Origin of the sequence: Flocculibacter collagenilyticus (assembly GCF_016469335.1) — a bacterium.
Classification (GTDB): Bacteria; Pseudomonadota; Gammaproteobacteria; order Enterobacterales; family Alteromonadaceae; genus Flocculibacter; species Flocculibacter collagenilyticus.
The window spans coordinates 3474344-3494281 of record NZ_CP059888.1 but is presented as its reverse complement, the minus strand read 5'-3'; the positions used below and the strand labels follow the sequence as shown (position 1 = coordinate 3494281).

Sequence of the window (19938 nt, the reverse complement as noted above, 5' to 3'; positions counted from 1 at the left end):
GTAACTCTTTCATATATCTGAAATAAAACTATCATGGCAGTGAAATATTAACGCCACGTCACTGTCACATTTCACATGCAGAATCCACCCAGCTTAAAAACTACAACATTATTTAGGTGTAACGATGAAACTGGGTGTACAACTTTCCGCAGTGGCGTTTGCCATTGCCGTTTTTGCAGGGGATGTGTCGGCTGATGCAAATACGCAAGATCTTAAGCCAGCGCTGAAGGTAAGCGAAAAAATTAACGAGTCGGCGATTAACTCTCAGAAAAAGATTGATCAAATCAGTGAAAGCATCAACGCAAAAGTGCAACGCTTTAAGGCGATCAATAAAGAAACTGACGGGCTAAATATTTACAACAAGCAGCTTCAAAAACAGATCGACAACCAGTTGGCCGAGCTATCTCAGCTTGATGTTTCGATAGATCAGGTATCAGTAATCGAGCGCCAAATTACTCCGTTAATGTTGCGTATGGTGGATGGACTTCAGCAGTTTGTCGCTTTGGATGTTCCTTTCTTACTGGCTGAGCGTGAAGATCGCGTTGCTAACTTACAACAGTTACTTGAGCGTGCAGATGTGGAAGTGTCTGAAAAGTTTCGTCGCGTGTTAGAAGCTTACCAAGTAGAGATGGACTATGGGCGCACGATTGAAGCCTATACCGGATTATTAACTGTTGATGGAAAAGAACGAGACGTAGAATTTTTGCGTTTAGGTCGTGTTGCGCTTATTTACCAAACTCGAGATGGTGCTGAATCGGGACGTTGGGATCAGTCCACTAAATCATGGAGCAAACTGTCATCTGAGCATCGCATTCAGATTGCAAAAGGGTTGCGCATGGCTCGCAAACAGTTAGCACCAGACATGTTAATGCTTCCAATTAACGCAGCATTATAGACGTTGTAGACAAGGACAATAAAGATGAAAAGTTTTACCCACTCCCTATTCACAACGCCAGCATTACTATCTGCAATGGCGCTAGTAGCAATTACTTCAGTACCTGTGTTCGGACAAGAAAAAGCAGTAAATTTAGACCAACTATTAAATTTGCTAGAACAAGGAAAAAATCAACAAACAGCACAAAATGTTGAGCGCGAAAATGCTTTCATACAACGTGAAAGTGAGCAAGATAAGCTGCTAAAGCAAGCAGAAGGCAACAGACAAGCAGTACTGAATCATTCTCAAGTATTAGAGGGAAAATTTGAAGCAAATGAAATAAAGCTTGCTGATAAAACTGAAGTATTAACTAAGCGATTAGGTTCGTTAAAAGAATTGTTTGGTGTATTACAGCAAGTGGCGGGTGACACAAAAAGTAAGTTTCAAACATCTGTGGTGTCAGCACAATTTCAAGGTCGCGATATATTTCTTGAGCAAATGGCAAAAGACATGGGGGCCAGCTCTAAACTTGCATCAATAGCAGATATAGAAAAAGTATGGTTCGAAATGCAGCGCGAAATGACCGAGCAAGGCAAGGTGGCCAAGTTTCAAACCGATGTCATCGTAGCGGGTGGTGATAAAGTTAATAAAAACGTCGTCCGTGTGGGAGCTTTTAATCTGGTGTCTGATGGAAAGTATCTCACGTTTAATCCTTCTACAAATACAGTGGCTGAATTACTGCGTCAACCTAATGACCGCTACTTAGACTCTGCTCTTGCAATTCAACATAATCAAAATGACCTTGTTTCTTTTGCGGTTGACCCAACTGGCGGTTCAATTTTAGGTTTATTGGTGCAAGCGCCAACGCTGTCAGAGCGTATTGAGCAAGGTGCAGTGGTGGGTTACATCATTTTAGCGGTAGGTGCTTTGGGATTATTACTGGCACTAGAGCGCATTATTTCTCTTACACTGGTTAATGCAAAAGTGAAGCGTCAGTTGAAGCAGTCAGAAGCAAAAAGCGACAACCCGCTTGGCCGAGTACTACAAGTGAAAGATCAATACCCGCATGCAGATACCGAAACGTTAGAGCTTAAGCTGTCGGAAGCGATTTTGGCAGAAGTGCCAAAACTTGGCCGCAATATGACATTTATTAAAATCATTTCAGTAGTGGCTCCATTAATGGGCTTGTTAGGCACAGTAACAGGCATGATTAATACATTCCAAGCAATCACGCTATTTGGTACTGGTGATCCTAAATTAATGGCTGGTGGTATCTCGCAAGCGTTAGTTACAACAGTACTTGGCTTGGTTGTTGCGATTCCAATGACGCTGCTCTATGCCTACCTAAGTACTCGTCATAAAAACGTTGTGTATATTTTACAAGAACAAGCATCTGGCATTATGGCGGAACGCAGTGAAAAGCAATCTGCTCCGTTAAAACAAGCAGCATAACCACGTGTATTTAAGGGTAAATCAAGATGTTCTTGTTTGAATTTGTCGAAACAATACGCGAATTTTTAGACACTGGTGGACAAGTGTTGGTGGTGATTGGTGCACTAATACTCGTGATGTGGTTACTCATTTTAGAGCGTGTGATGTTTATTTTTGGTCAGCACCGTCTTGCTGTGGCACACACTGTTAGTCGTTGGCACGCCCGTTCTGATCAAGCGTCATGGCATGCTGAGCAAATTCGCCAAGCAATGATCTCGCGTATTTCGCTGTCGCTAGACAGTACCTTACCCATTATTCAGGCATTGGTCGCGTTGTGTCCATTGTTAGGTTTAATGGGCACAGTGACGGGCATGATAGAAGTGTTCGACGTGATGGCCATTTCAGGTAGTGGTAATGCGCGCTCCATGGCATCAGGTGTATCAAAAGCGACCATTCCAACAATGGCTGGCATGGTGGGGGCATTATCAGGTGTTTTCGCAGCTACATGGTTAACGCGAAAATCGAAACGCGAAAAAGCCAAGCTTGAGCAGCAGCTTGAGCTTGCGCATTAAAGGTATAAACGGCACCTGTGCGATAAGTGCTTGTAAATAACAAATTACAGAGAAAATCATGAAACAACATTTTGCAAATTTAGTAGATGAAGAAGAGTCGAATATTGACCTAACCCCAATGCTAGACGTGGTATTCATTATGCTGATCTTCTTTATTGTAACCGCATCGTTTGTAAAAGAAGCAGGTATTGATGTAAATCGGCCAGAGGCTGCTACGGCGGTTAAAAAAGAACGCGCCAATATTTTGGTGGCGATTAATGATAAAGGTGAAATTTGGATTAATAAACGTCGTATTGATGTGCGAGCGGTTCAAGCCAATATTGAGCGTTTGTATGCCGAAAATCCGCAAGGCACTGTGGTTATTCAAGCAGATAAAAAAGCCACCACAGATGTATTGATTAAAGTGATGGATTCAGCGCGAGCAGCAGGCATTTATGATGTGTCAATTGCTGCGGAAGACGCATAAAAAGCGCAAAGTTATTAGGAATTAATATGTTACGCATTTTATTAGCATTAACCGCTGCTGCTGGCATTACATTATTTTTGTTTTATTTAATGCAATCGCTTATTCAAAGTGGAAATGGTGCATTAAGCGATCCGCCGCAAGGAAATGTACTCGACTTTGTTCGGTTAAAAAAAGAAGAAGCAGTAGAAAAAAAGCAACGAAAGCCTAATAAACCACCTAAACCTGACACGCCGCCGCCGTCATTAGTGCCACCTAGTATTAGTAACGACAGTTTATCGGGTGAAGGATCAACTATGAGCTTTGCGGCAGACGTTGCAACAGAGATGGCGATTGGCAGTGGATTGTCTTTAGATTCGGGCGATGGCGAATACCTACCAATTGTAAAAGTTGCGCCGGTGTATCCCCGGCGAGCCTTATCTCGCGGCATAGAAGGGTATGTGATTGTAGAATTTACGGTGAATAAGCAAGGCGCGGTTACAGATCCGCTTGTGGTTAAAGCAAATCCTGAAAGTATTTTTGACCGTGCGGCAATGGATGCAGCATTAAAATTCAAATATAAACCACGTGTTGTTAATGGCGAAGCGGTAGAAGTGCAAGGTGTCCAAAATCGCATTACGTTTGAAATTAAAGGCTAACAAGCTTCGTTTAGAAGCATATTAAACAGCAAAGAATAGAGTAAATATGATGAAACAATCGACCCTTAGTTTTGCATTATATATGGCGTTTTCGGTAGTGACAGTATCTTCAACGTTAGTAACTTCAATATTGCTAACTTCACCAGTGGCTCAAGCAGCGCAAACGAATCAGCAAATTGAAACTATAGAAAAGAAAACCAGAAAAACCCCTGCACTACGAGAGCGTGTATATGCTCAGTTGGCAAGAGCACAGAAACTAGCGGATGAAGGCGATGTTGCGAAAGGGTTGGCGGTATTGGATTCAGTTCGTAACAAAGCCGATACGATGAATAGCTACGAGCGCGCCATGATGTGGAACTTCTATGGTTTTATTTATTATAACCAGCAGGATTATAAAAGCGCGGTGGATTACTTCGATAAGTTAGTGAATGAGAATAATATCCCAGAGTCGTTGGAGGTAAATACGCTATTTAGCTTAGCGCAACTTGAGATGATGCAAGGTCACTTTGCTAAAACGATCGCCTATATAGAGAGGTGGGAAGCGCTACAAACGGACGAAGCAAATTCAAAAGGGCTGATATTAAAAGCGCAAGCTTATTATCAGGCAAAAGATTATCAAGCGGCGCTTCCCAATATCAATAAGGTGATAGCATTGGAGGAACAAAGTGGTAATACAGCAAAAGAAAATTGGTTGGTTCTACAGCGCGCACTCTATTATTCACTGCAACAACCCTTGCAAGTGACAAACGTGCTCGAGAAAATGGTAAAGCTTTATAATAAGCCTGAGTACTGGACGCAATTGGCCGCTATGTACGGTGAAACTGAGCAACCTAAAAAACAGTTGGCGGTTATGGAAGCGGCTTATCAGCAAGGCTTTGTGACAAAGGCTACGGATATAAAAAGTTTGGCTCAGCTTTATTTTTACTCAGGCGCACCAGCAAAGGCAGCAAAGGTGTTAACTTATGCTATTGACAGCTTGGCAGTGCAACCAGACTTAAAAACATTACAGTTTTTAGCACAAGCTTGGTCATCGGCAAAAGAACATGAAAAAGCCTTGCCAGTATTACAACAAGCGGCAATATTGTCTGATGCGGGCAATATTGAACAGCGCATGGGCGAGATATATTTTGAAATGGACGATTACCATCACGCTATCAAAATGATTAATCAGGCGTTAGCAAAAGGCAAGCTAGATAATCCAGGTAATGCATACTTGGTATTGGGGATGGCGCATTTTAACTTAGGTCATTACGACAATGCGATTGCGCAGTTTGAAGATGCAAAAGATGAGCAAGAGGTTGCGTCGTCTGCGGTCCAGTGGCTTCAGTATACATTGAAAGAAAAGGCAAGGACTGCACAGCTTTAATGCTGTGCAGAATAGGAAAGGCTGTGAATTAAAAGAAACCTCTTGAAAGTAACAATTCTATCTTCGGTCGGTAGTGTTTAGTACCAAGTTTAAGTTATTGCTTTTCAATGTTTATCATGTTTTCTATGTCTAGTCGTCTGTCATCTTTCCATTTAGCAAGCTGTTGAACAAAAACTTTCTCGTATATTTTTTCAGCTTCATTCAATGCTACTAATTTTTGTGGGAGTAACTGGTCGTCTTGACTATATTCTACCCTCAACATTTTCTTATTAAGAAAGTTAAATACATAAGCCTCATCTTGAACTCTATTTAAGCAATGCTCCTCCGAGAAGTTTTTTAAATCACAAAACTGAATACCTCGCTTGGATATTGTGGTATTCAGTTTGAGAAGCTCATCATACAAGTAGCCTTTATCATTGGGCACATGGCTTAACAAAATATTATCATCTAAAACTTTAACTGCAGCGTGGATGTTCGTACTAATGGCACTTATAAATAATAACATTATTACTTTTATCTTCATGTTAAATATCCTTTTTAAATAGTGAATATTCACCTTTACGTTAACAGATGTTGTTTTTATTCTAAGGTGTTTATTTTTCTTTGTAGGCCATCAAAATCGCTTTCAGAAATAATGTTGTGAAGATACAGATAATGATTCCGATAATAATGCCAATAAAATTTAACGCACCAATTGCTTCAGCACCTTTATATTGCATATAAAAATAATCAAAAATTAGAATGAGTACAACGGGTGATGTGATCATTATTAATAACCGTAAAAGAGGATTTTTGGTTGTGCACTCCATCAAAAATAGAGTGGCAGCAGAAATGATAAATAGCACAAAGTAAACCATACTTATATTCCTTAAAATCGTCCCTTAAAAGCATCCAAATTAACGCTATTTTTTTCATTATTTTTTCTATTATTAGCTGAAACGATGTTTTTTGTACAATTTTTGACAGATAAACATTCATTGCGGTTAAAGTTTGAGCGGTTTTGGGTTTGGTGATGTATTAAAAGGGCTTCTGAAGTGTTTTATGAATCAATAATTAGAAAGTGATTGCGTATTCATTCACTAGTTATGCAAGTTTACCCGAAAAGCACGCCATTTAAGGTCTGATATTGATTTTATAGAGACTTTTTATGCTTTTTCTGGAATAATAACGCACAATTTTTGGCTCTATATGAGTAATTAGTTGGTCAATAATAAATACTAACTAAGGTGATTTTTCTTACCAGTTGAAACTGAAAGTTTTGTAAGAAAGGTTTGCACATACTCGGACGCATGCGTGCCAGCATGCAACTTATGATGAGGAACAATTATGTCTGAACAAATTAATGCAACACGCGAGTTATTTGATGAAGTAATGGTACCAAACTACGCTCCTTCAAGCGTGGTGCCAGTACGTGGCGTTGGCTCACGTGTGTGGGATCAAGAAAATCGTGAATTCATCGACTTTGCTGGTGGCATTGCAGTTAACTGTTTAGGGCATTGTCATCCTAACCTTGTAGCTGCGTTAAAAGAGCAAGGTGAAAAGTTATGGCACCTTAGTAACGTAATGACTAACGAACCTGCATTACGTTTAGCAAAAAAATTAACCGATGCAACGTTTGCAGAGCGTGTTTACTTTGCAAACTCTGGCGCAGAGTCAAACGAAGCTGCACTTAAATTAGCGCGTCGTTGGGCGATTGATAATCACGGCGAAGAGAAAAACGAAATTATTGCTTTCTCTAAAGGTTTCCACGGCCGTACTTTCTTTACTGTAACGGTAGGCGGTCAGCCAGCTTACTCTGATGGTTTTGGTCCTAAGCCAGGCGCAGTAGATCATGCTGAATACAACGACTTAGCATCGTTAGAAGCGCTAATGTCTGATAAAACTTGTGCGGTAATGCTTGAGCCACTACAAGGTGAAGGCGGTATTATCTCGCCAACTCAAGAATTTATTGAAGGTGTACGTGCATTATGTGACAAGCATAACGCGTTGATGATCTTTGACGAAGTTCAAACTGGCGTAGGTCGTACTGGTGATTTATACGCATACATGGGCCTAGGTGTAACACCAGATATCTTAACATCTGCTAAGGCGTTAGGTGGCGGTTTTCCAATTGGTGCAATGTTAACAACAGCTGAAATTGCGAAGCACTTAAAACCAGGTACTCATGGTAGTACTTACGGCGGTAACCCACTAGCGTGTGCGGTTGCTGAAGCTGCACTTGATACTGTGAACACTCCTGTAGTTTTAGATGGCGTGAAGCAGCGCGAACAAATGTTCCGCGAAGGCTTAAATGCAATTAATGAAAAATACAATGTATTTGCAGAAGTTCGCGGCAAAGGTTTATTAATTGGTGCAGTATTAAACGATACTTACAAAGGTCGTGCTCGTGACTTTTTAGTTGCTTCTGCAAACAATGGCTTAATGGCATTAGTAGCTGGTGCAGACGTAGTAAGATTTACACCTTCTTTAGTTATTCCTGAAGAAGATATTAAAGAAGGGTTAGCGCGCTTTGAAAAAGCGGTAGCCGACGTAGTAAACGGTTAATTTCATTACCCGAATATCATTGAACGATGCACTTCACCCTGTTGAAGTGCATTTTTATATTAGATAGCAGCATATATTGGAGCAAGCGAACATGATGATCATTCGCCCAATCCGTCAAGATGATTACGCAGTACTGTTTAAAATTGCGGAAGAATCTGGTCATGGATTTACATCTTTACCAGTGAACGAAGAGTTAATCCAAAAGAAACTTTCACGTTCAGAAGCGTCATTCAAGAAAGCCGTATCACAACCGGGTGATGAAGGTTACTTATTTGTAATGGAAGATTCTGAAACAGGTGAAGTAGTTGGTACAAGTGGCATTGAAGCGGCAGTTGGCTTAGATGATGCTTTTTACCATTATCATCTAGGCAAAGTGGTACATTCGTCACGTTCGTTGAATGTATACAATACAGTTGAAACACTAACTCTGTGTAACGACTATACAGGTGCAACTGAAATTTGTACGTTGTTTTTACGTGAAGCGTACCGCAAAGATAATAACGGTAAATTGTTATCTAAATTCCGTTTCTTGTTCCTACAAGAGCAGCAACATCGCTTTTCTGATACGGTGATTGCAGAAATGCGCGGCGTGTCTGACGCGAATGGCGACTCTCCATTCTGGCAATGGCTAGAAGAACACTTTTTCTCGATGGATTTTCCAACCGCAGATTACCTAACAGGTATTGGCCAGAAAGTGTTTGTTGCGGAATTAATGCCAAAATATCCTATCTACGTGAATTTACTTAGTAAAGAAGCACAAGATGTGATTGGCCATGTGCATGATAATACGCGTCCTGCCATTCAGTTATTAAAATCTGAAGGCTTTAATTTTGCTGGATACGTTGATATTTTTGATGGTGGCCCAACAGTAGAAGCAAACATCAAAAATATTCGTTCAGCTAGTCAAAGTAAAAACTACACTATAGTGATTGGTGAGAGTGCCTCTGATGATGCGGTGTCACACCTAATTAGCAATACCGAAGTTGAAGACTTCCGCGCTACGCTAACGCCATTAAATGTGGATGTTACGTCAGACAGTGTAACGCTTAGCCAAAAGCTGGCTGATTTATTACTTGTAAAAGCAGGTGACTCAGTAAGACTAGTTGCACTTTAATCAGGAGAAAATAGCATGACAAACGCAGTTCAATATATTAATGGCCACTGGCTTGCTGGTAAGGGTGATTCTTTTAGCTCGGTAAACCCTGCAAAGAACGAAGTGATTTGGCAAGGTAACGCGGCTACATCACAGCAAGTAGATGAAGCTATGGATGCCGCGCGTAACGCGTTTTATTCGTGGGCAGATTTATCTTTTGAAGCACGCTTAAATATCGTTAAAGCATTTGGCGAGCAATTAAATGCTCATAAAGAAGAGTTAGCGGTTGCGATTGCACAGGAAACGGGTAAACCTTTATGGGAAACGCGTACTGAAGCGGGTGCAATGGTTGGTAAAATTGCTATTTCTGAAAAAGCCTACCAAGAGCGTACGGGTGAAACGGAAAATGGCATGCCTGTAGGGCGTGCATTTATTCGTCACAAGCCGCACGGTGTGGTTGCCGTTTTTGGACCATATAACTTCCCAGGTCACCTGCCAAATGGTCACATTGTTCCTGCATTATTGGCGGGTAATACTGTTATTTTCAAGCCGAGTGAATTAACACCTATGGTGGCACAATTGACGGTTGAACTGTGGGAAAAAGCAGGATTGCCTAAAGGTGTGTTGAATTTACTGCAAGGTGAAGTTGAAACGGGTAAAGCGATTGCAGGCCACAAAGAAATTGATGGCTTATTCTTTACGGGCAGTTCTCGCACTGGTCACTTCTTGCATCAGCAGTTTGCAGGCGACCCAGGTAAGATCTTAGCGCTTGAAATGGGTGGCAATAACCCGTTAATCGTTAATCAAGTGTCAAACATTGACGCTGCTGTACACGATATCATTCAATCAGCATTTATCTCTACTGGTCAGCGTTGTACATGTGCACGTAAACTATTTTTGCCAGTTGGCTCTGAAGGTGATGCGATTTTAGAAAAGCTCATTTCTGCGACTAGAGCAATTAAAGTGGGTTTTTATGATGATGAAGATCAGCCGTTTATCGGTAGTATGATTTCAAGTGCGGCTGCAAAAGGCATGGTTAAAGCACAGGCTGAGTTGGTTGAAATGGGTGGTAAATCAATTATCGAATTAGTTCATACTGATTTCGATACAGGCTTCGTTACACCTGGAATCATAGATTGTACTGATATATCGGACTTCCCTGATGAAGAGCATTTCGGTCCATTATTGAAAATCTTCCGTTTTAGTGATTTCGATCAAGCTATTGCAAAGGCAAATGATACAAGCTATGGCTTAAGCGCAGGCTTATTAAGTGATAGCGATGACCTATATCGTCATTTCTTCCGTCGTATTCGTGCTGGTATCGTGAATTGGAACCGTCCAATCACGGGGGCGAGCAGTGCGGCACCGTTTGGTGGTATAGGCGCTTCTGGTAACCACAGAGCAAGTGCTTATTATGCTGCGGATTATTGCGCATACCCAGTGGCATCAGTGGAACTAGAGCGAGTAACACTACCTGGTCAGTTAAGCCCTGGTTTAACGCTGTAATTTTATTTGCACCGAAAAAGAAGCGTCATTGGCGCTTCTTTTTTTGTTAAGCGCGCTTAATTTCTGCTTATATATTAACGTTATGCCGTGTATCTAATGATTTAATGCTCTATTAATACATGTTGCGCATACGAAAATAATATAATTTTTACTTGATTAAAAAATAAACAAATGTACAATGCCCGCGAATCATTCGTGAGCAGTTAAGAGGTAGATCCATATGCACACCAACGTACACCATCTTTTCGATAATTTATGGGCTGATTATATTTCGTTAACCCCATCAGCGAAAAAAGTTCATGAAGTACTTGCTCAAAATAATGAAGATAAAATTCTAAATGACCATGTAGCATTTCGTACTTTTAATATAGCAAAAGTAAACCTTGAAAAACTTGCTGCGCACTTTTTAGCGCTTGGTTATACAGAAGGTGGCGAATATCATTTCGAACAGAAAAAGCTATATGCAAAACACTTTGAACATGAAGACAAGCGTTTACCTAAAGTGTTTATTTCAGAGTTATTAGTTGAAGAATTTAGTGAAGAGCTGCAAGCAATCGTTAAGCAAATGGTTGATGGTATTGATGCAGAATTAGTAACAGCAGAAAACTTTTTATATTCTGGTACGCACTGGAGTGTGACGTTTGAACAGTATAAGCAGTTACTTCAAGAAAGCGAATATGCTGCGTGGATGGCTGCATATGGCTTTAGAGCAAACCACTTTACGGTAAATATTAATGCATTAGATTCATTTGATTGTATTAATGAAGTCAACCATTCACTTAAAGCCGCTGGTTTTCAATTAAATACCAGTGGTGGCGAAGTTAAAGGTTCACCAGAAGTATTGCTTGAGCAATCATCTACCATGGCAGATGTTGCGGAAGTAAAGTTTGCAGACAAAACGGCAAAAATTCCAAGCTGTTTTTACGAGTTTGCAAAGCGTTACAACGATAAAGAAGGCGAATTATATTCGGGCTTTGTTGCAGCGTCGGCAGATAAGATTTTTGAAAGTACAAACGCCAAGTAACGGTTAATATTCGTTTTGTGTGATAGCCGCTGTGAATTTATTTACAGTGGCTAGATTCAATTTCCAATATTTTAATAGGTAATTACACTTTTTTCTTGTCGGTATAGGGTGGCCAGCCTAGTGGTTTACCTGCAAGAAAATGCAAATGAATATGGTATACCGTTTGACCACCATATTCGTTACAGTTCATCACAACCCGGTAACCGTCTTCGGCTAGTCCTTTCTGTTTAGCAATTTTACTCGCGACATAAAGTAAATGGCCGGCAACTTCTCTGTCTTCTTCGGTTATATCGTTAATAGTTGCGATCGGTTTTTTGGGAATTATCAAAAGATGGGTAGGGGCTTGAGGGTTAATATCTTCAAATGCCAGACTAATGTCATCTTCGTAGACGATACTTGCTGGGATTTCTCGGTTAATAATTTTAGTAAAAATGGTACTCATGGGCTGTGTTAATCCTTTTAAGCAGTCAATAACTAATATTATCATATAGATATTTCGATTCAGGTCGATAGTTATATGATAGTTATATTAAGAAAAGCCAACCTAAACAAAAATGGTCGATAAATGTGTTTGCTAATAGTGTGATAAATACGTGTCAATATATTTGTAATATGATTGGCTTATAATTTGCTTGTATCTCAGGCGTTTATCCACAGATTAAGAGATGAAGCGTTATATTTAATAGAAACTGATTTAAAAATAACCGGGATTTAGTTACATTGCATAGTTAAGCTCTAATGTGCTTAATTCATACTTTACATCGTTTTTTATCATTATTGGGAAGATAGCGTAAAGTGATAGCGTTTACTGAGTAAATAACTCTTCGCTTGATGAAGTGGTACTTTTTATTAAGATGTATTTTGAATAGTATTTTTACACTGGAAGTATTCAATACTTGTACTGTTGCAGTTTACTGCAGTAATAAGCGCCTACCTTAAGGTAAGTTGTGGTAATTATTTTGTATTTGATGAATTTATTGGTGTGTAAATCGTAGTGAATGTAGTGAAGTTTTATTGTGTTGTAGCAGTGTGTTGTAGTCTCTTACTTATTTCAGTAGTTACTCCTAACGTTAATGCCACTCCCCATGCTTTTTGGGCGTTGCAAGATGACGAACCTAACTTTAATGTTACGTTAGGGTCAATCTATAACTCCAATATTAATCCTACGTTGCTTCAAGAGCAGTCTGATTTTGGCTTTCAATTTAATGCCGATTTAAATTTAGTGCACCTTAGTGAGGGATATGCGTGGCAAGCACTTTACAAAGGTAATATCGCACGTTATCAAGATCGCGCGGATACACAGTATCAGTCACATCATTTGAAGCTTGGTTCTGCATTTTTTGTTAATGACAAATTTCATTTCATCCTTTCAGGTGAGCTCACTCAACGTGATGAGTTACTTGGACAAGGGATCTCCAAGCAGAAAAAGCAGGTGATTAAACCAGATCAATATGTAATGCCAACACTTACACTCTCGGGTGTTTACGGTTCAATTAATGATAAACAGTACCTCACTGTTAATAGTCTTATACAAAGTAAGCGTTATGAGGAGCATAACCTTTATGCGTCACAGTTTGACCATGACCGTGCTTCTATCGACGTCGAACTAGGTATTGCTGTCAGTGATGCGACTCATATTGTGGGCTTTTCAGAGTTGAGCCATACCAATTATATTGACGACACACGCGATGACTCGGATATGAAGCGAGTATTACTGGGGGCTCGTTGGCAAGCAACAGGTGTTACATCGGTTAAAGCGTTATTGGGTGCCTATCAGCGAGATTTTTCACGGCAAGCAACTCAAAAGGGAACAAGCTGGCTAGCTGCGCTAAATTGGCAGCCTTATGATTACATGAGTATTGAGTTTCACAGTGAACAAACCTCTTTGTTATCAGAACTGGAGCAAGCAGGTAATAACCAAAGCCATGAATTGGGTGTAACAGTCACATATGTACCAAACGATGATTGGACATTAGTAGGGCAGCACGTTAAAAGAACAGAGCAAGTAGAAGGTGAGACTGTACAATTTAATACTGATTATCAGTTAACAAGGTTCTCCATGTTTAAAAAGGTAATGCAACATAGCCAGCTTTCATTACAGTTTTCGGCGGTAGATGAGCAAGATAATCGAGGATTATTTCACTACCAGCAAGATCAAGTTAAGTTAAATTACCATTTAAGTTTTTAGTATGTTCATTAGTAACGGGGTTACGTTGATCCAAATGTTAAAGCAGGTTTGCGGTGTTGTACTGATCAGCTTTTTACTCAGTGTAAGTACATTATCATATGCTGATGCGTCTAATACTGAGCAGTTTAATAGTGTCGAGCAAGAATACACGATTGGCATTGGCGATCGTATTCAGATATCGGTGTATAACGAGCCCGACCTTGCATATAACAACAAGATTGGGAAATCAGGATATATAGACTACCCCCTCATTGGTATGATTCAAGTAACGGGTGAAACACCGAAAAGCTTGAGCGAAAGTTTAGAACATAAGCTCAAAGATGGTTATTTAGTGTCCCCTAATGTCATGGTGGTCATTCAGGAATTTCGTCCATTTTTCATTCACGGTGCAGTAAAGCGCCCTGGTCGTTATGACTTTCAGAGTGAACTAACCATCGAGCAGGCAATTGCCATCGCAGGGGGGTTGAAAGATCGTGCGTCTAAAACAAATTGGTCGATAAAACGAGAAAATAATAAAGAAGCAGCCCTTGCTGAAAAAGGAACTCGCGTACGCCCTGGTGATGTCATAACGATTGAGCAAAGCTTCTTCTAATATGTCTTATTCTACGCTTATACCCAATGCTGCTAACCAGTCTGATGAAATTGCATTAGACGAGTTATTGGTGTTTTTGTGGGAGCGAAAATTTAGAATAATCTTACTTAGTTTATTAATGACTCTATTAGGCGCAGCTGTCATTCTGAAAATGCCGAAGGTTTATCAAGCCTCAGCTACTATCATGTTAGGGTCTTCAGGGGATAATTTATCAGTCGTTGAAAATGTATTATCACTGAAGTCTAATAAATCGGATGAAATGGATACGACTCTTGCTTTTTTACGCTCTCGTTCATTTATTGAGACACTTGTTGTGGGGCAAGAACTTCACTACATAGATGAATATAAAGAATCGATTAAGTCGAACAATGGACTCAAGAAAGTAGTCGATATTCAACATAGTATTGATGTGTTTTTGAAAAACCTTTCTGTTACCCAAGTCGCTGATACCAATTTATTGAAATTAAACTTCAACTCTCATGATCCACAATTGGCTCAACAAGTGGTTAATGCGATTACGCCCGCATTTTTAGCGCACCAAAAGCAGTTCAAGCAAGGTAATGTAGATAAAACATCTGAGTGGCTTAGTAACCAGCTTAACGAATTAAAAACAAATTTAGAGCAGTCGGAAGCAACGTTAGAGTCTTATTTGAAAGAAAAGAAGTTAATAGATGTAGACAGTCAAATTAACTTGTCACAGCGTGAAATAAGTCGACTTTTATCGGAAAAATATAAGAATGAAAAAGAACTGGCTGAAATTGACGCAATTTTGGTTCAGGTTGACCGACGTCGAGATAAATTAGATAAATTGTTAGAGTTACCATGGCTATTAAAAAATAGTTTGATTACCGATATTAGGCGTCAAATATTTTTACAGCAAAAGGTTCTTGATCAAATATCCCAGCGTTACTTACATAAGCATCCAAAGTTTATTGCAGAAAAAACACGACTAGATTCTTTAAATAGTGAATTGCAGCAGACGATTCACCAACTTATAGAGTCATTAAAAAACGATCAGCAAAATATTGCACAGCGTTTAATTGCTATCGATAATCAAATAGATTCCGCTAAAGAAGAGCATAGCAATTTAGGTCGTAATCAGATGGATCTCGCTCGTTATTATCGTGAAATTGAAGCGAATCAAAAAATCTATGAAGCCTTGCTAACGAAAGTCAAAGAAAATGAAATTTTAAAAAATGCCTCACACATTGCTGACATTGCATTAATTGATGCCGCGGTTTTACCAAAGCAGCCGATTAAGCCCAAAGTTAGTTTGTCGATTATTGTTATTTTTATTGTTTCATTGATTGGCAGTGTGATTTTACAAGTAGTTTTGCAACTATTGTTCGACAAGCTAACCAAACTAAAAAATACGGTGCGTGGATTAGACCTCTCAATTTTATCTTACATTCCGAAATTAAATGGCGAGAAAAGAAAAGTACCAGTTCATTCGCCAATTAGTATTCATAAAGAAAAAACAGATGTGCAGTTTGTTGAAAGTATTCGCACCCTAAGAACCACATTACTTACCCAGTCACAATTTAAGCATAAAAAAGTAGTGGCTATAACGTCGGCAATGCCTGATGAAGGGAAATCGAGTGTTGCAGTTAACTTATCGCTCTCGTTTGCCGAGCTCGAAAATGTATTGCTGATTGATGCCGATTTACGCTTACCGTCCATAGGTGAAGTGTTCAACTTGGATGAAGAGCATCCAGGTTTAACGAATTTGATTGCACAACGGGCTAAATTTAGTGAGTGTGTGCATACCGATCAATTGTCGGATTTAAATGTATTAAGTGCAGGTACGCCTGCAAGAAACCCACTGGTATTTCTTTCTAAAAAGCGTTTTGGTCACGTGATCCGTAACCTAGGCAAAGCTTATGACCGAGTCTTCATTGAAACGCCCCCAGTCAATACGGTAAGTGACGCACTCGTTATTGCAAAAGCTGTAGATAGCGTGATTGTGGTTGTAAATAGCGAAGAAGCCGACCATCATTATTTTATTGATGCAATTGAACGCTTGCAGCAAACGGGCGTTGAAATTGAAGGTGTTGTGTTAAACAAGGTTAAAATGAAAGGCTCACCATATGGCTATGGTAAACGTGTTAGAAGAAGAGGTATGATCAACCGAATGTTATTGCGCACATAAGTGCTTAATTTTTGCTGTGCTACAGCATGCATTTAATAAGGCCTCTTCTTGATTAGTTTAAAGCACCTTCATACATTTGCATTAAATCACCATGCACTGGCTGTGCATCAAATTAGCCATACTTCCGATTTATCTCAACTTACGAAAAAGCTCTCAAGTAATGAGCCCTATTGGTTATTGGGGCAGGGAAGTAATTGCCTGTTTATTGATGACTTTATGGGCGCAGTTGTCGCGATGAAAACTCATGCTATTGAGATAGAAGAATATAGTAATCATTATGCGGTTTGCTGTGAAGCAGGTGTTAATTGGCATCAATTAGTGACTGAGTTATTACGTAAGGGAATAAATGGCTTAGAAAATTTAGCATTAATTCCTGGAACGGTTGGTGCTGCGCCTATGCAGAACATCGGCGCGTATGGGGCAGAGCTGAGTGAGTTTGTAGATTGGGTCGAGTATTTTGACTTATCAACTCAATCGTTTATCCGTATTTCGAACCAAGAATGTCAATTTTCATATCGTGACAGTGTTTTCAAGCATGAGTTACGACATGATGTCATTATCTCTCGTGTTATGCTGAAATTAAGCAAACAATGGCAACCGAAAAAGTATTATGGTGAGTTAAAGCTATTACCAGAAAATTGTAGTGCTGAGCAAGTGTACAACAAAGTCATTGAGATAAGGCAAAAAAAAATACCTGATCCGACAGCAATACCCAATGCGGGCAGCTTTTTTAAAAACCCTATTGTGACTAAGCAATATGCACAAGAGTTAGCTAAAAGCTTCCCTACCATGCCATGCTATCCCGTTGATGAAAGTCACACTAAACTTGCCGCAGGCTGGCTAATTGATCAAGCGGGGTTGAAAGGCATGTTCATTGGTGGGGCGATGGTACACCAGAATCAAGCACTGGTATTAATTAATCATCAACATGCAAGTGGGAAGGATGTTATAAACTTAGCTATGTCGATTCGAGAGCAGGTACTTCATAAATTTGGCGTGTTATTGGAGCCTGAGGTGAGATTAGTTGGACAATCTGGCGAGGTTAAATTAGCGGCAGTGTCATCTTCACATAGTCTGACAGCTAATGCTAAATGCGAAGGTGAATAAGAGGCAATGATTATGTTAGACAATCGACATTATATTTTAAAACAGCTTGCTCAAGGGGAATTTTGCTCCGGAGAGCAACTGGGTAAACAATTAAATATATCTCGGGCGGCCGTTGCTAAACACATTAAAGTATTAAATGAAATGGGGTTAGATATATATCGGGTAACGGGAAAAGGCTATAAGTTATCAACACCATTATCATTAATTGATCCAGACACGATAAAAACGTATTTATCAAACAGTGATTCACATTTAAGCCAAGTACCTGAAGTTCAACTGATCCCAATTATCGAATCCACAAATACTTACCTGATTAACCAACTTCGCGATGGTACGACGTTAAGTAATGGTCATACTGTTATAAGTGAATTTCAATCTCAAGGCCGAGGACGCCGAGGGCGCAACTGGCACTCGCCTTTAGGCACGAATTTGTATATGTCGTTGGCGTGGAAGTTTGATAATGGCTTTCAAAGTGTAATGGGGTTAAGTTCGGTTGTTGCACTTGCACTTATTGATACGCTCCAGCAAATGCACATTGCTGATGCTAAAGTGAAATGGCCTAATGATATTCTTATTCATGACCACAAAGTCGCGGGAGTGTTAGTGGAGTTAGAGGGGCAAGTAAACGATAGCTTTACTGCAATAATAGGAGTCGGTGTGAACGTTGCTATGGAACAGCAGAGCATAGCTCACATTGAACAGCCTTGGTGTTCGTTAAATGACTTTTCAGCTCAGCCTATTGATAAAACACAGTTTGCCAGTCTTTTGATTAATAATTTGTGTAATAAAATCCACCAGTTTGCCAATACTGGCTTAGTCAACATGTTACCAGAGTGGCAAAGCGTGGATCGTTACTATAATCAAAAAGTCGCACTCATCATGGGAGACACCAAAAGAATAGGTACTGCAAAAGGTATCGATCAACAAGGTGGGCTACGTTTACAAATGGGACAAGAAGAAAAAGTATTCTATGGGGGCGAAATTAGTCTCAGACCACTAAGTAATAATGCCGATTAGTACACCAACTAATATACCAACTAATTTCCATTATTAAGTTATGTTAAATTCAGCAGCACAGCGTTCATACCCGAGGTGATATGTCGAAACAGCAGTCAGTGCAGTTACTCATAGATATTGGTAACACAGCCAGTAAAAGCTTCTTATATTATGCAGATAAGAAAAATAGTGCAGAGAAATTTATAAGAGTTCCCTGCGAATATGCGCATATTCCATTTAACGATATTCAGCATATTTATATTGCAAGTGTGAGTCACTGTGACAGTGTTTCAGATATTGTTGCAGAAGCAGCAAATAGAGGGGTAGGTACTACTCATATAGTTACTGAAAAAAAAGCGTTTGGGGTTGAATGCGCATATAAAAATTATCAAACGTTAGGTATCGATCGCTGGTTAGCGATTTTAGGGTCGGTAGAAAAGTACCCTGAAACTAATTTAATTATCGTTGATGCGGGTACAGCAACGACCGTTGATATTGTTAGTTATCATCATGCAACAGTTGCGTTACCTGCTCGCACTATTCACTTGGGCGGTTGGATAGCACCGGGTATTGATTTAATGCTAAATTCAATTACCCAAAATACTAAAAAAGTATTTTCCGATAGTGAAACAGAATTTAAGCATGAGTTTGGTAAAAATACACCTCAAGCGCTGAAGAGTGGTGTGCTTGCGAGTCAATGTGGATTAATTCGTCATGCAATTAGCTTAGCAGGTAATGAATATAAGATATTGATTACAGGCGGCAATGCTTCGCTTATCGTTAATGGAATTGACGATATTGAGACTACTATTGAGCCATTACTGGTTTTTGAAGGATTAGCCCGTTTTTCAAACAAACAGTAATTATTACGCCTTATAGCGTTGCTATTCGGTGCTCACTCAGCTGTTGTGTGTATAAAAAGTGGTCATTTAAGCGATAAATATAAAAAAAGTTGTTTTTTACTGTTGCGCTCACAAAATCTATGCTCTAGAATGCGCCTCACTTAATGCAGTGCCGGCTTAGCTCAGTTGGTAGAGCAACTGACTTGTAATCAGTAGGTCGCCAGTTCGACTCCGGCAGCCGGCACCATTAATAAAAAATTCTCGGAGGGGTTCCCGAGTGGCCAAAGGGATCAGACTGTAAATCTGACGGCTCCGCCTTCGCAGGTTCGAATCCTGCCCCCTCCACCATTATTTCATTGTGAAATGAGTTTATACGAAGATAGATGCGGGCATCGTATAATGGCTATTACCTCAGCCTTCCAAGCTGATGATGCGGGTTCGATTCCCGCTGCCCGCTCCAATTCTCTTGGAGAACGCTGATATAGCTCAGTTGGTAGAGCGCACCCTTGGTAAGGGTGAGGTCGGCAGTTCGAATCTGCCTATCAGCACCACG

19 protein-coding genes and 4 tRNA genes are annotated in these 19938 nt (G+C 39.9%); 20 read left to right on the top strand and 3 right to left on the bottom strand.

Going from position 1 to position 19938, the window contains the following annotated elements; translation table 11 throughout:
• Positions 1-124 precede the first annotated feature (124 nt).
• Genes HUU81_RS15550 through HUU81_RS15525 form a run of 6 tightly spaced genes read left to right on the top strand, consistent with a single transcriptional unit; the run spans position 125 to position 5344 of the window.
• The gene (locus HUU81_RS15550) at positions 125-895 is read left to right on the top strand and encodes a DUF3450 domain-containing protein (RefSeq protein WP_199609818.1); all 771 of its coding nucleotides are present in this window, start codon (positions 125-127) and stop codon (positions 893-895) included.
• Between the two features lie 24 nt (positions 896-919).
• Positions 920-2326, top strand: a complete 1407-nt coding sequence (locus HUU81_RS15545) for a MotA/TolQ/ExbB proton channel family protein (protein ID WP_199609817.1) — start codon at positions 920-922, stop codon at positions 2324-2326.
• Positions 2327-2358: 32 nt separating this feature from the next.
• Positions 2359-2877 (top strand): MotA/TolQ/ExbB proton channel family protein, encoded by a 519-nt coding sequence (locus HUU81_RS15540; RefSeq protein ID WP_199612105.1) that lies wholly within the window; start codon positions 2359-2361, stop codon positions 2875-2877.
• 58 nt (positions 2878-2935) lie between these two features.
• On the top strand, positions 2936-3343 hold the full coding sequence (locus HUU81_RS15535; protein ID WP_199609816.1) for an ExbD/TolR family protein: 408 nt from the start codon (positions 2936-2938) through the stop codon (positions 3341-3343).
• 26 nt (positions 3344-3369) lie between these two features.
• A complete protein-coding gene (locus tag HUU81_RS15530; protein WP_199609815.1) occupies positions 3370-3978 on the top strand; it encodes an energy transducer TonB in 609 nt (202 codons plus the stop codon).
• 46 nt (positions 3979-4024) lie between these two features.
• Entirely contained in the window at positions 4025-5344 is a 1320-nt protein-coding gene (locus HUU81_RS15525; RefSeq protein ID WP_199609814.1) for a tetratricopeptide repeat protein, read from the top strand.
• Positions 5345-5438: 94 nt separating this feature from the next.
• Here the strand turns inward: HUU81_RS15525 and HUU81_RS15520 are convergent, their stop codons facing one another.
• Together HUU81_RS15520 and HUU81_RS15515 are read right to left on the bottom strand one after the other, a co-directional pair.
• Positions 5439-5867 carry a hypothetical protein gene (locus HUU81_RS15520; RefSeq protein WP_199609813.1) on the bottom strand — a complete coding sequence of 143 codons (429 nt, stop codon included), beginning with the start codon at positions 5865-5867 and terminating at the stop codon, positions 5439-5441.
• A 70-nt stretch (positions 5868-5937) separates the two neighbouring features.
• A complete protein-coding gene (locus HUU81_RS15515) occupies positions 5938-6201 on the bottom strand; it encodes a hypothetical protein (protein ID WP_199609812.1) in 264 nt (87 codons plus the stop codon).
• A gap of 481 nt (positions 6202-6682) precedes the next feature.
• Here HUU81_RS15515 and HUU81_RS15510 point away from each other — a divergent pair, with 481 nt between their 5' ends.
• From HUU81_RS15510 to HUU81_RS15495, 4 genes are all read left to right on the top strand, one after another.
• Positions 6683-7888, top strand: a complete 1206-nt coding sequence (locus HUU81_RS15510) for an aspartate aminotransferase family protein (protein ID WP_325071803.1) — start codon at positions 6683-6685, stop codon at positions 7886-7888.
• 91 nt (positions 7889-7979) lie between these two features.
• Entirely contained in the window at positions 7980-9002 is a 1023-nt protein-coding gene (astA, locus tag HUU81_RS15505) for an arginine N-succinyltransferase (protein ID WP_199609810.1), read from the top strand.
• Positions 9003-9017: 15 nt separating this feature from the next.
• Entirely contained in the window at positions 9018-10487 is a 1470-nt protein-coding gene (gene astD / locus HUU81_RS15500; protein WP_199609809.1) for a succinylglutamate-semialdehyde dehydrogenase, read from the top strand.
• Positions 10488-10707: 220 nt separating this feature from the next.
• Positions 10708-11511, top strand: a complete 804-nt coding sequence (locus tag HUU81_RS15495; protein WP_199609808.1) for a DUF1338 domain-containing protein — start codon at positions 10708-10710, stop codon at positions 11509-11511.
• Positions 11512-11593: 82 nt separating this feature from the next.
• Here the strand turns inward: HUU81_RS15495 and HUU81_RS15490 are convergent, their stop codons facing one another.
• Positions 11594-11953 carry a histidine triad nucleotide-binding protein gene (locus tag HUU81_RS15490; protein WP_199609807.1) on the bottom strand — a complete coding sequence of 120 codons (360 nt, stop codon included), beginning with the start codon at positions 11951-11953 and terminating at the stop codon, positions 11594-11596.
• Between the two features lie 561 nt (positions 11954-12514).
• Between HUU81_RS15490 and HUU81_RS15485 the strand changes: the two genes are divergently transcribed.
• The 10 genes from HUU81_RS15485 (at position 12515) to HUU81_RS15440 (ending at position 19936) form a co-directional block, all read left to right on the top strand.
• Positions 12515-13699: a hypothetical protein gene (locus HUU81_RS15485; protein WP_199609806.1), complete on the top strand. Its 1185-nt coding sequence runs from the start codon at positions 12515-12517 to the stop codon at positions 13697-13699.
• Between the two features lies 1 nt (position 13700).
• The gene (locus HUU81_RS15480; protein WP_233520525.1) at positions 13701-14291 is read left to right on the top strand and encodes a polysaccharide biosynthesis/export family protein; all 591 of its coding nucleotides are present in this window, start codon (positions 13701-13703) and stop codon (positions 14289-14291) included.
• A 1-nt stretch (position 14292) separates the two neighbouring features.
• Positions 14293-16440: a GumC family protein gene (locus tag HUU81_RS15475; protein WP_199609805.1), complete on the top strand. Its 2148-nt coding sequence runs from the start codon at positions 14293-14295 to the stop codon at positions 16438-16440.
• Positions 16441-16488: 48 nt separating this feature from the next.
• The gene (murB, locus tag HUU81_RS15470) at positions 16489-17547 is read left to right on the top strand and encodes a UDP-N-acetylmuramate dehydrogenase (protein ID WP_199609804.1); all 1059 of its coding nucleotides are present in this window, start codon (positions 16489-16491) and stop codon (positions 17545-17547) included.
• A gap of 12 nt (positions 17548-17559) precedes the next feature.
• Positions 17560-18564 carry a bifunctional biotin--[acetyl-CoA-carboxylase] ligase/biotin operon repressor BirA gene (gene birA / locus HUU81_RS15465; protein ID WP_199609803.1) on the top strand — a complete coding sequence of 335 codons (1005 nt, stop codon included), beginning with the start codon at positions 17560-17562 and terminating at the stop codon, positions 18562-18564.
• A gap of 80 nt (positions 18565-18644) precedes the next feature.
• Complete coding sequence (locus tag HUU81_RS15460) at positions 18645-19406, top strand: type III pantothenate kinase (RefSeq protein ID WP_199609802.1); 762 nt, start codon at positions 18645-18647, stop codon at positions 19404-19406.
• 150 nt (positions 19407-19556) lie between these two features.
• Positions 19557-19632 (top strand) — tRNA-Thr (locus tag HUU81_RS15455).
• Positions 19633-19648: 16 nt separating this feature from the next.
• Positions 19649-19733, top strand: a tRNA-Tyr gene (locus tag HUU81_RS15450).
• Between the two features lie 37 nt (positions 19734-19770).
• Positions 19771-19845: transfer RNA gene (locus tag HUU81_RS15445), tRNA-Gly, on the top strand.
• Between the two features lie 15 nt (positions 19846-19860).
• A tRNA-Thr gene (locus tag HUU81_RS15440) sits at positions 19861-19936 on the top strand.
• The last annotated feature ends 2 nt before the right edge of the window (positions 19937-19938 follow it).

What these genes read in the sequence shown, in the direction of transcription:
- HUU81_RS15550 (WP_199609818.1), top strand. Translation starts at nt 125, where the DNA reads ATGAAACTGGGTGTACAACTTTCCGCAGTGGCGTTTGCCATTGCCGTT.
- HUU81_RS15545 (WP_199609817.1), top strand. Translation starts at nt 920, where the DNA reads ATGAAAAGTTTTACCCACTCCCTATTCACAACGCCAGCATTACTATCT.
- HUU81_RS15535 (WP_199609816.1), top strand. Translation starts at nt 2,936, where the DNA reads ATGAAACAACATTTTGCAAATTTAGTAGATGAAGAAGAGTCGAATATT.
- HUU81_RS15530 (WP_199609815.1), top strand. Translation starts at nt 3,370, where the DNA reads ATGTTACGCATTTTATTAGCATTAACCGCTGCTGCTGGCATTACATTA.
- HUU81_RS15525 (WP_199609814.1), top strand. Translation starts at nt 4,025, where the DNA reads ATGATGAAACAATCGACCCTTAGTTTTGCATTATATATGGCGTTTTCG.
- HUU81_RS15520 (WP_199609813.1), bottom strand. Translation starts at nt 5,867, where the DNA reads ATGAAGATAAAAGTAATAATGTTATTATTTATAAGTGCCATTAGTACG.
- HUU81_RS15515 (WP_199609812.1), bottom strand. Translation starts at nt 6,201, where the DNA reads ATGGTTTACTTTGTGCTATTTATCATTTCTGCTGCCACTCTATTTTTG.
- astA (WP_199609810.1), top strand. Translation starts at nt 7,980, where the DNA reads ATGATGATCATTCGCCCAATCCGTCAAGATGATTACGCAGTACTGTTT.
- astD (WP_199609809.1), top strand. Translation starts at nt 9,018, where the DNA reads ATGACAAACGCAGTTCAATATATTAATGGCCACTGGCTTGCTGGTAAG.
- HUU81_RS15495 (WP_199609808.1), top strand. Translation starts at nt 10,708, where the DNA reads ATGCACACCAACGTACACCATCTTTTCGATAATTTATGGGCTGATTAT.
- HUU81_RS15490 (WP_199609807.1), bottom strand. Translation starts at nt 11,953, where the DNA reads ATGAGTACCATTTTTACTAAAATTATTAACCGAGAAATCCCAGCAAGT.
- HUU81_RS15480 (WP_233520525.1), top strand. Translation starts at nt 13,701, where the DNA reads ATGTTCATTAGTAACGGGGTTACGTTGATCCAAATGTTAAAGCAGGTT.
- HUU81_RS15475 (WP_199609805.1), top strand. Translation starts at nt 14,293, where the DNA reads ATGTCTTATTCTACGCTTATACCCAATGCTGCTAACCAGTCTGATGAA.
- birA (WP_199609803.1), top strand. Translation starts at nt 17,560, where the DNA reads ATGTTAGACAATCGACATTATATTTTAAAACAGCTTGCTCAAGGGGAA.
- HUU81_RS15460 (WP_199609802.1), top strand. Translation starts at nt 18,645, where the DNA reads ATGTCGAAACAGCAGTCAGTGCAGTTACTCATAGATATTGGTAACACA.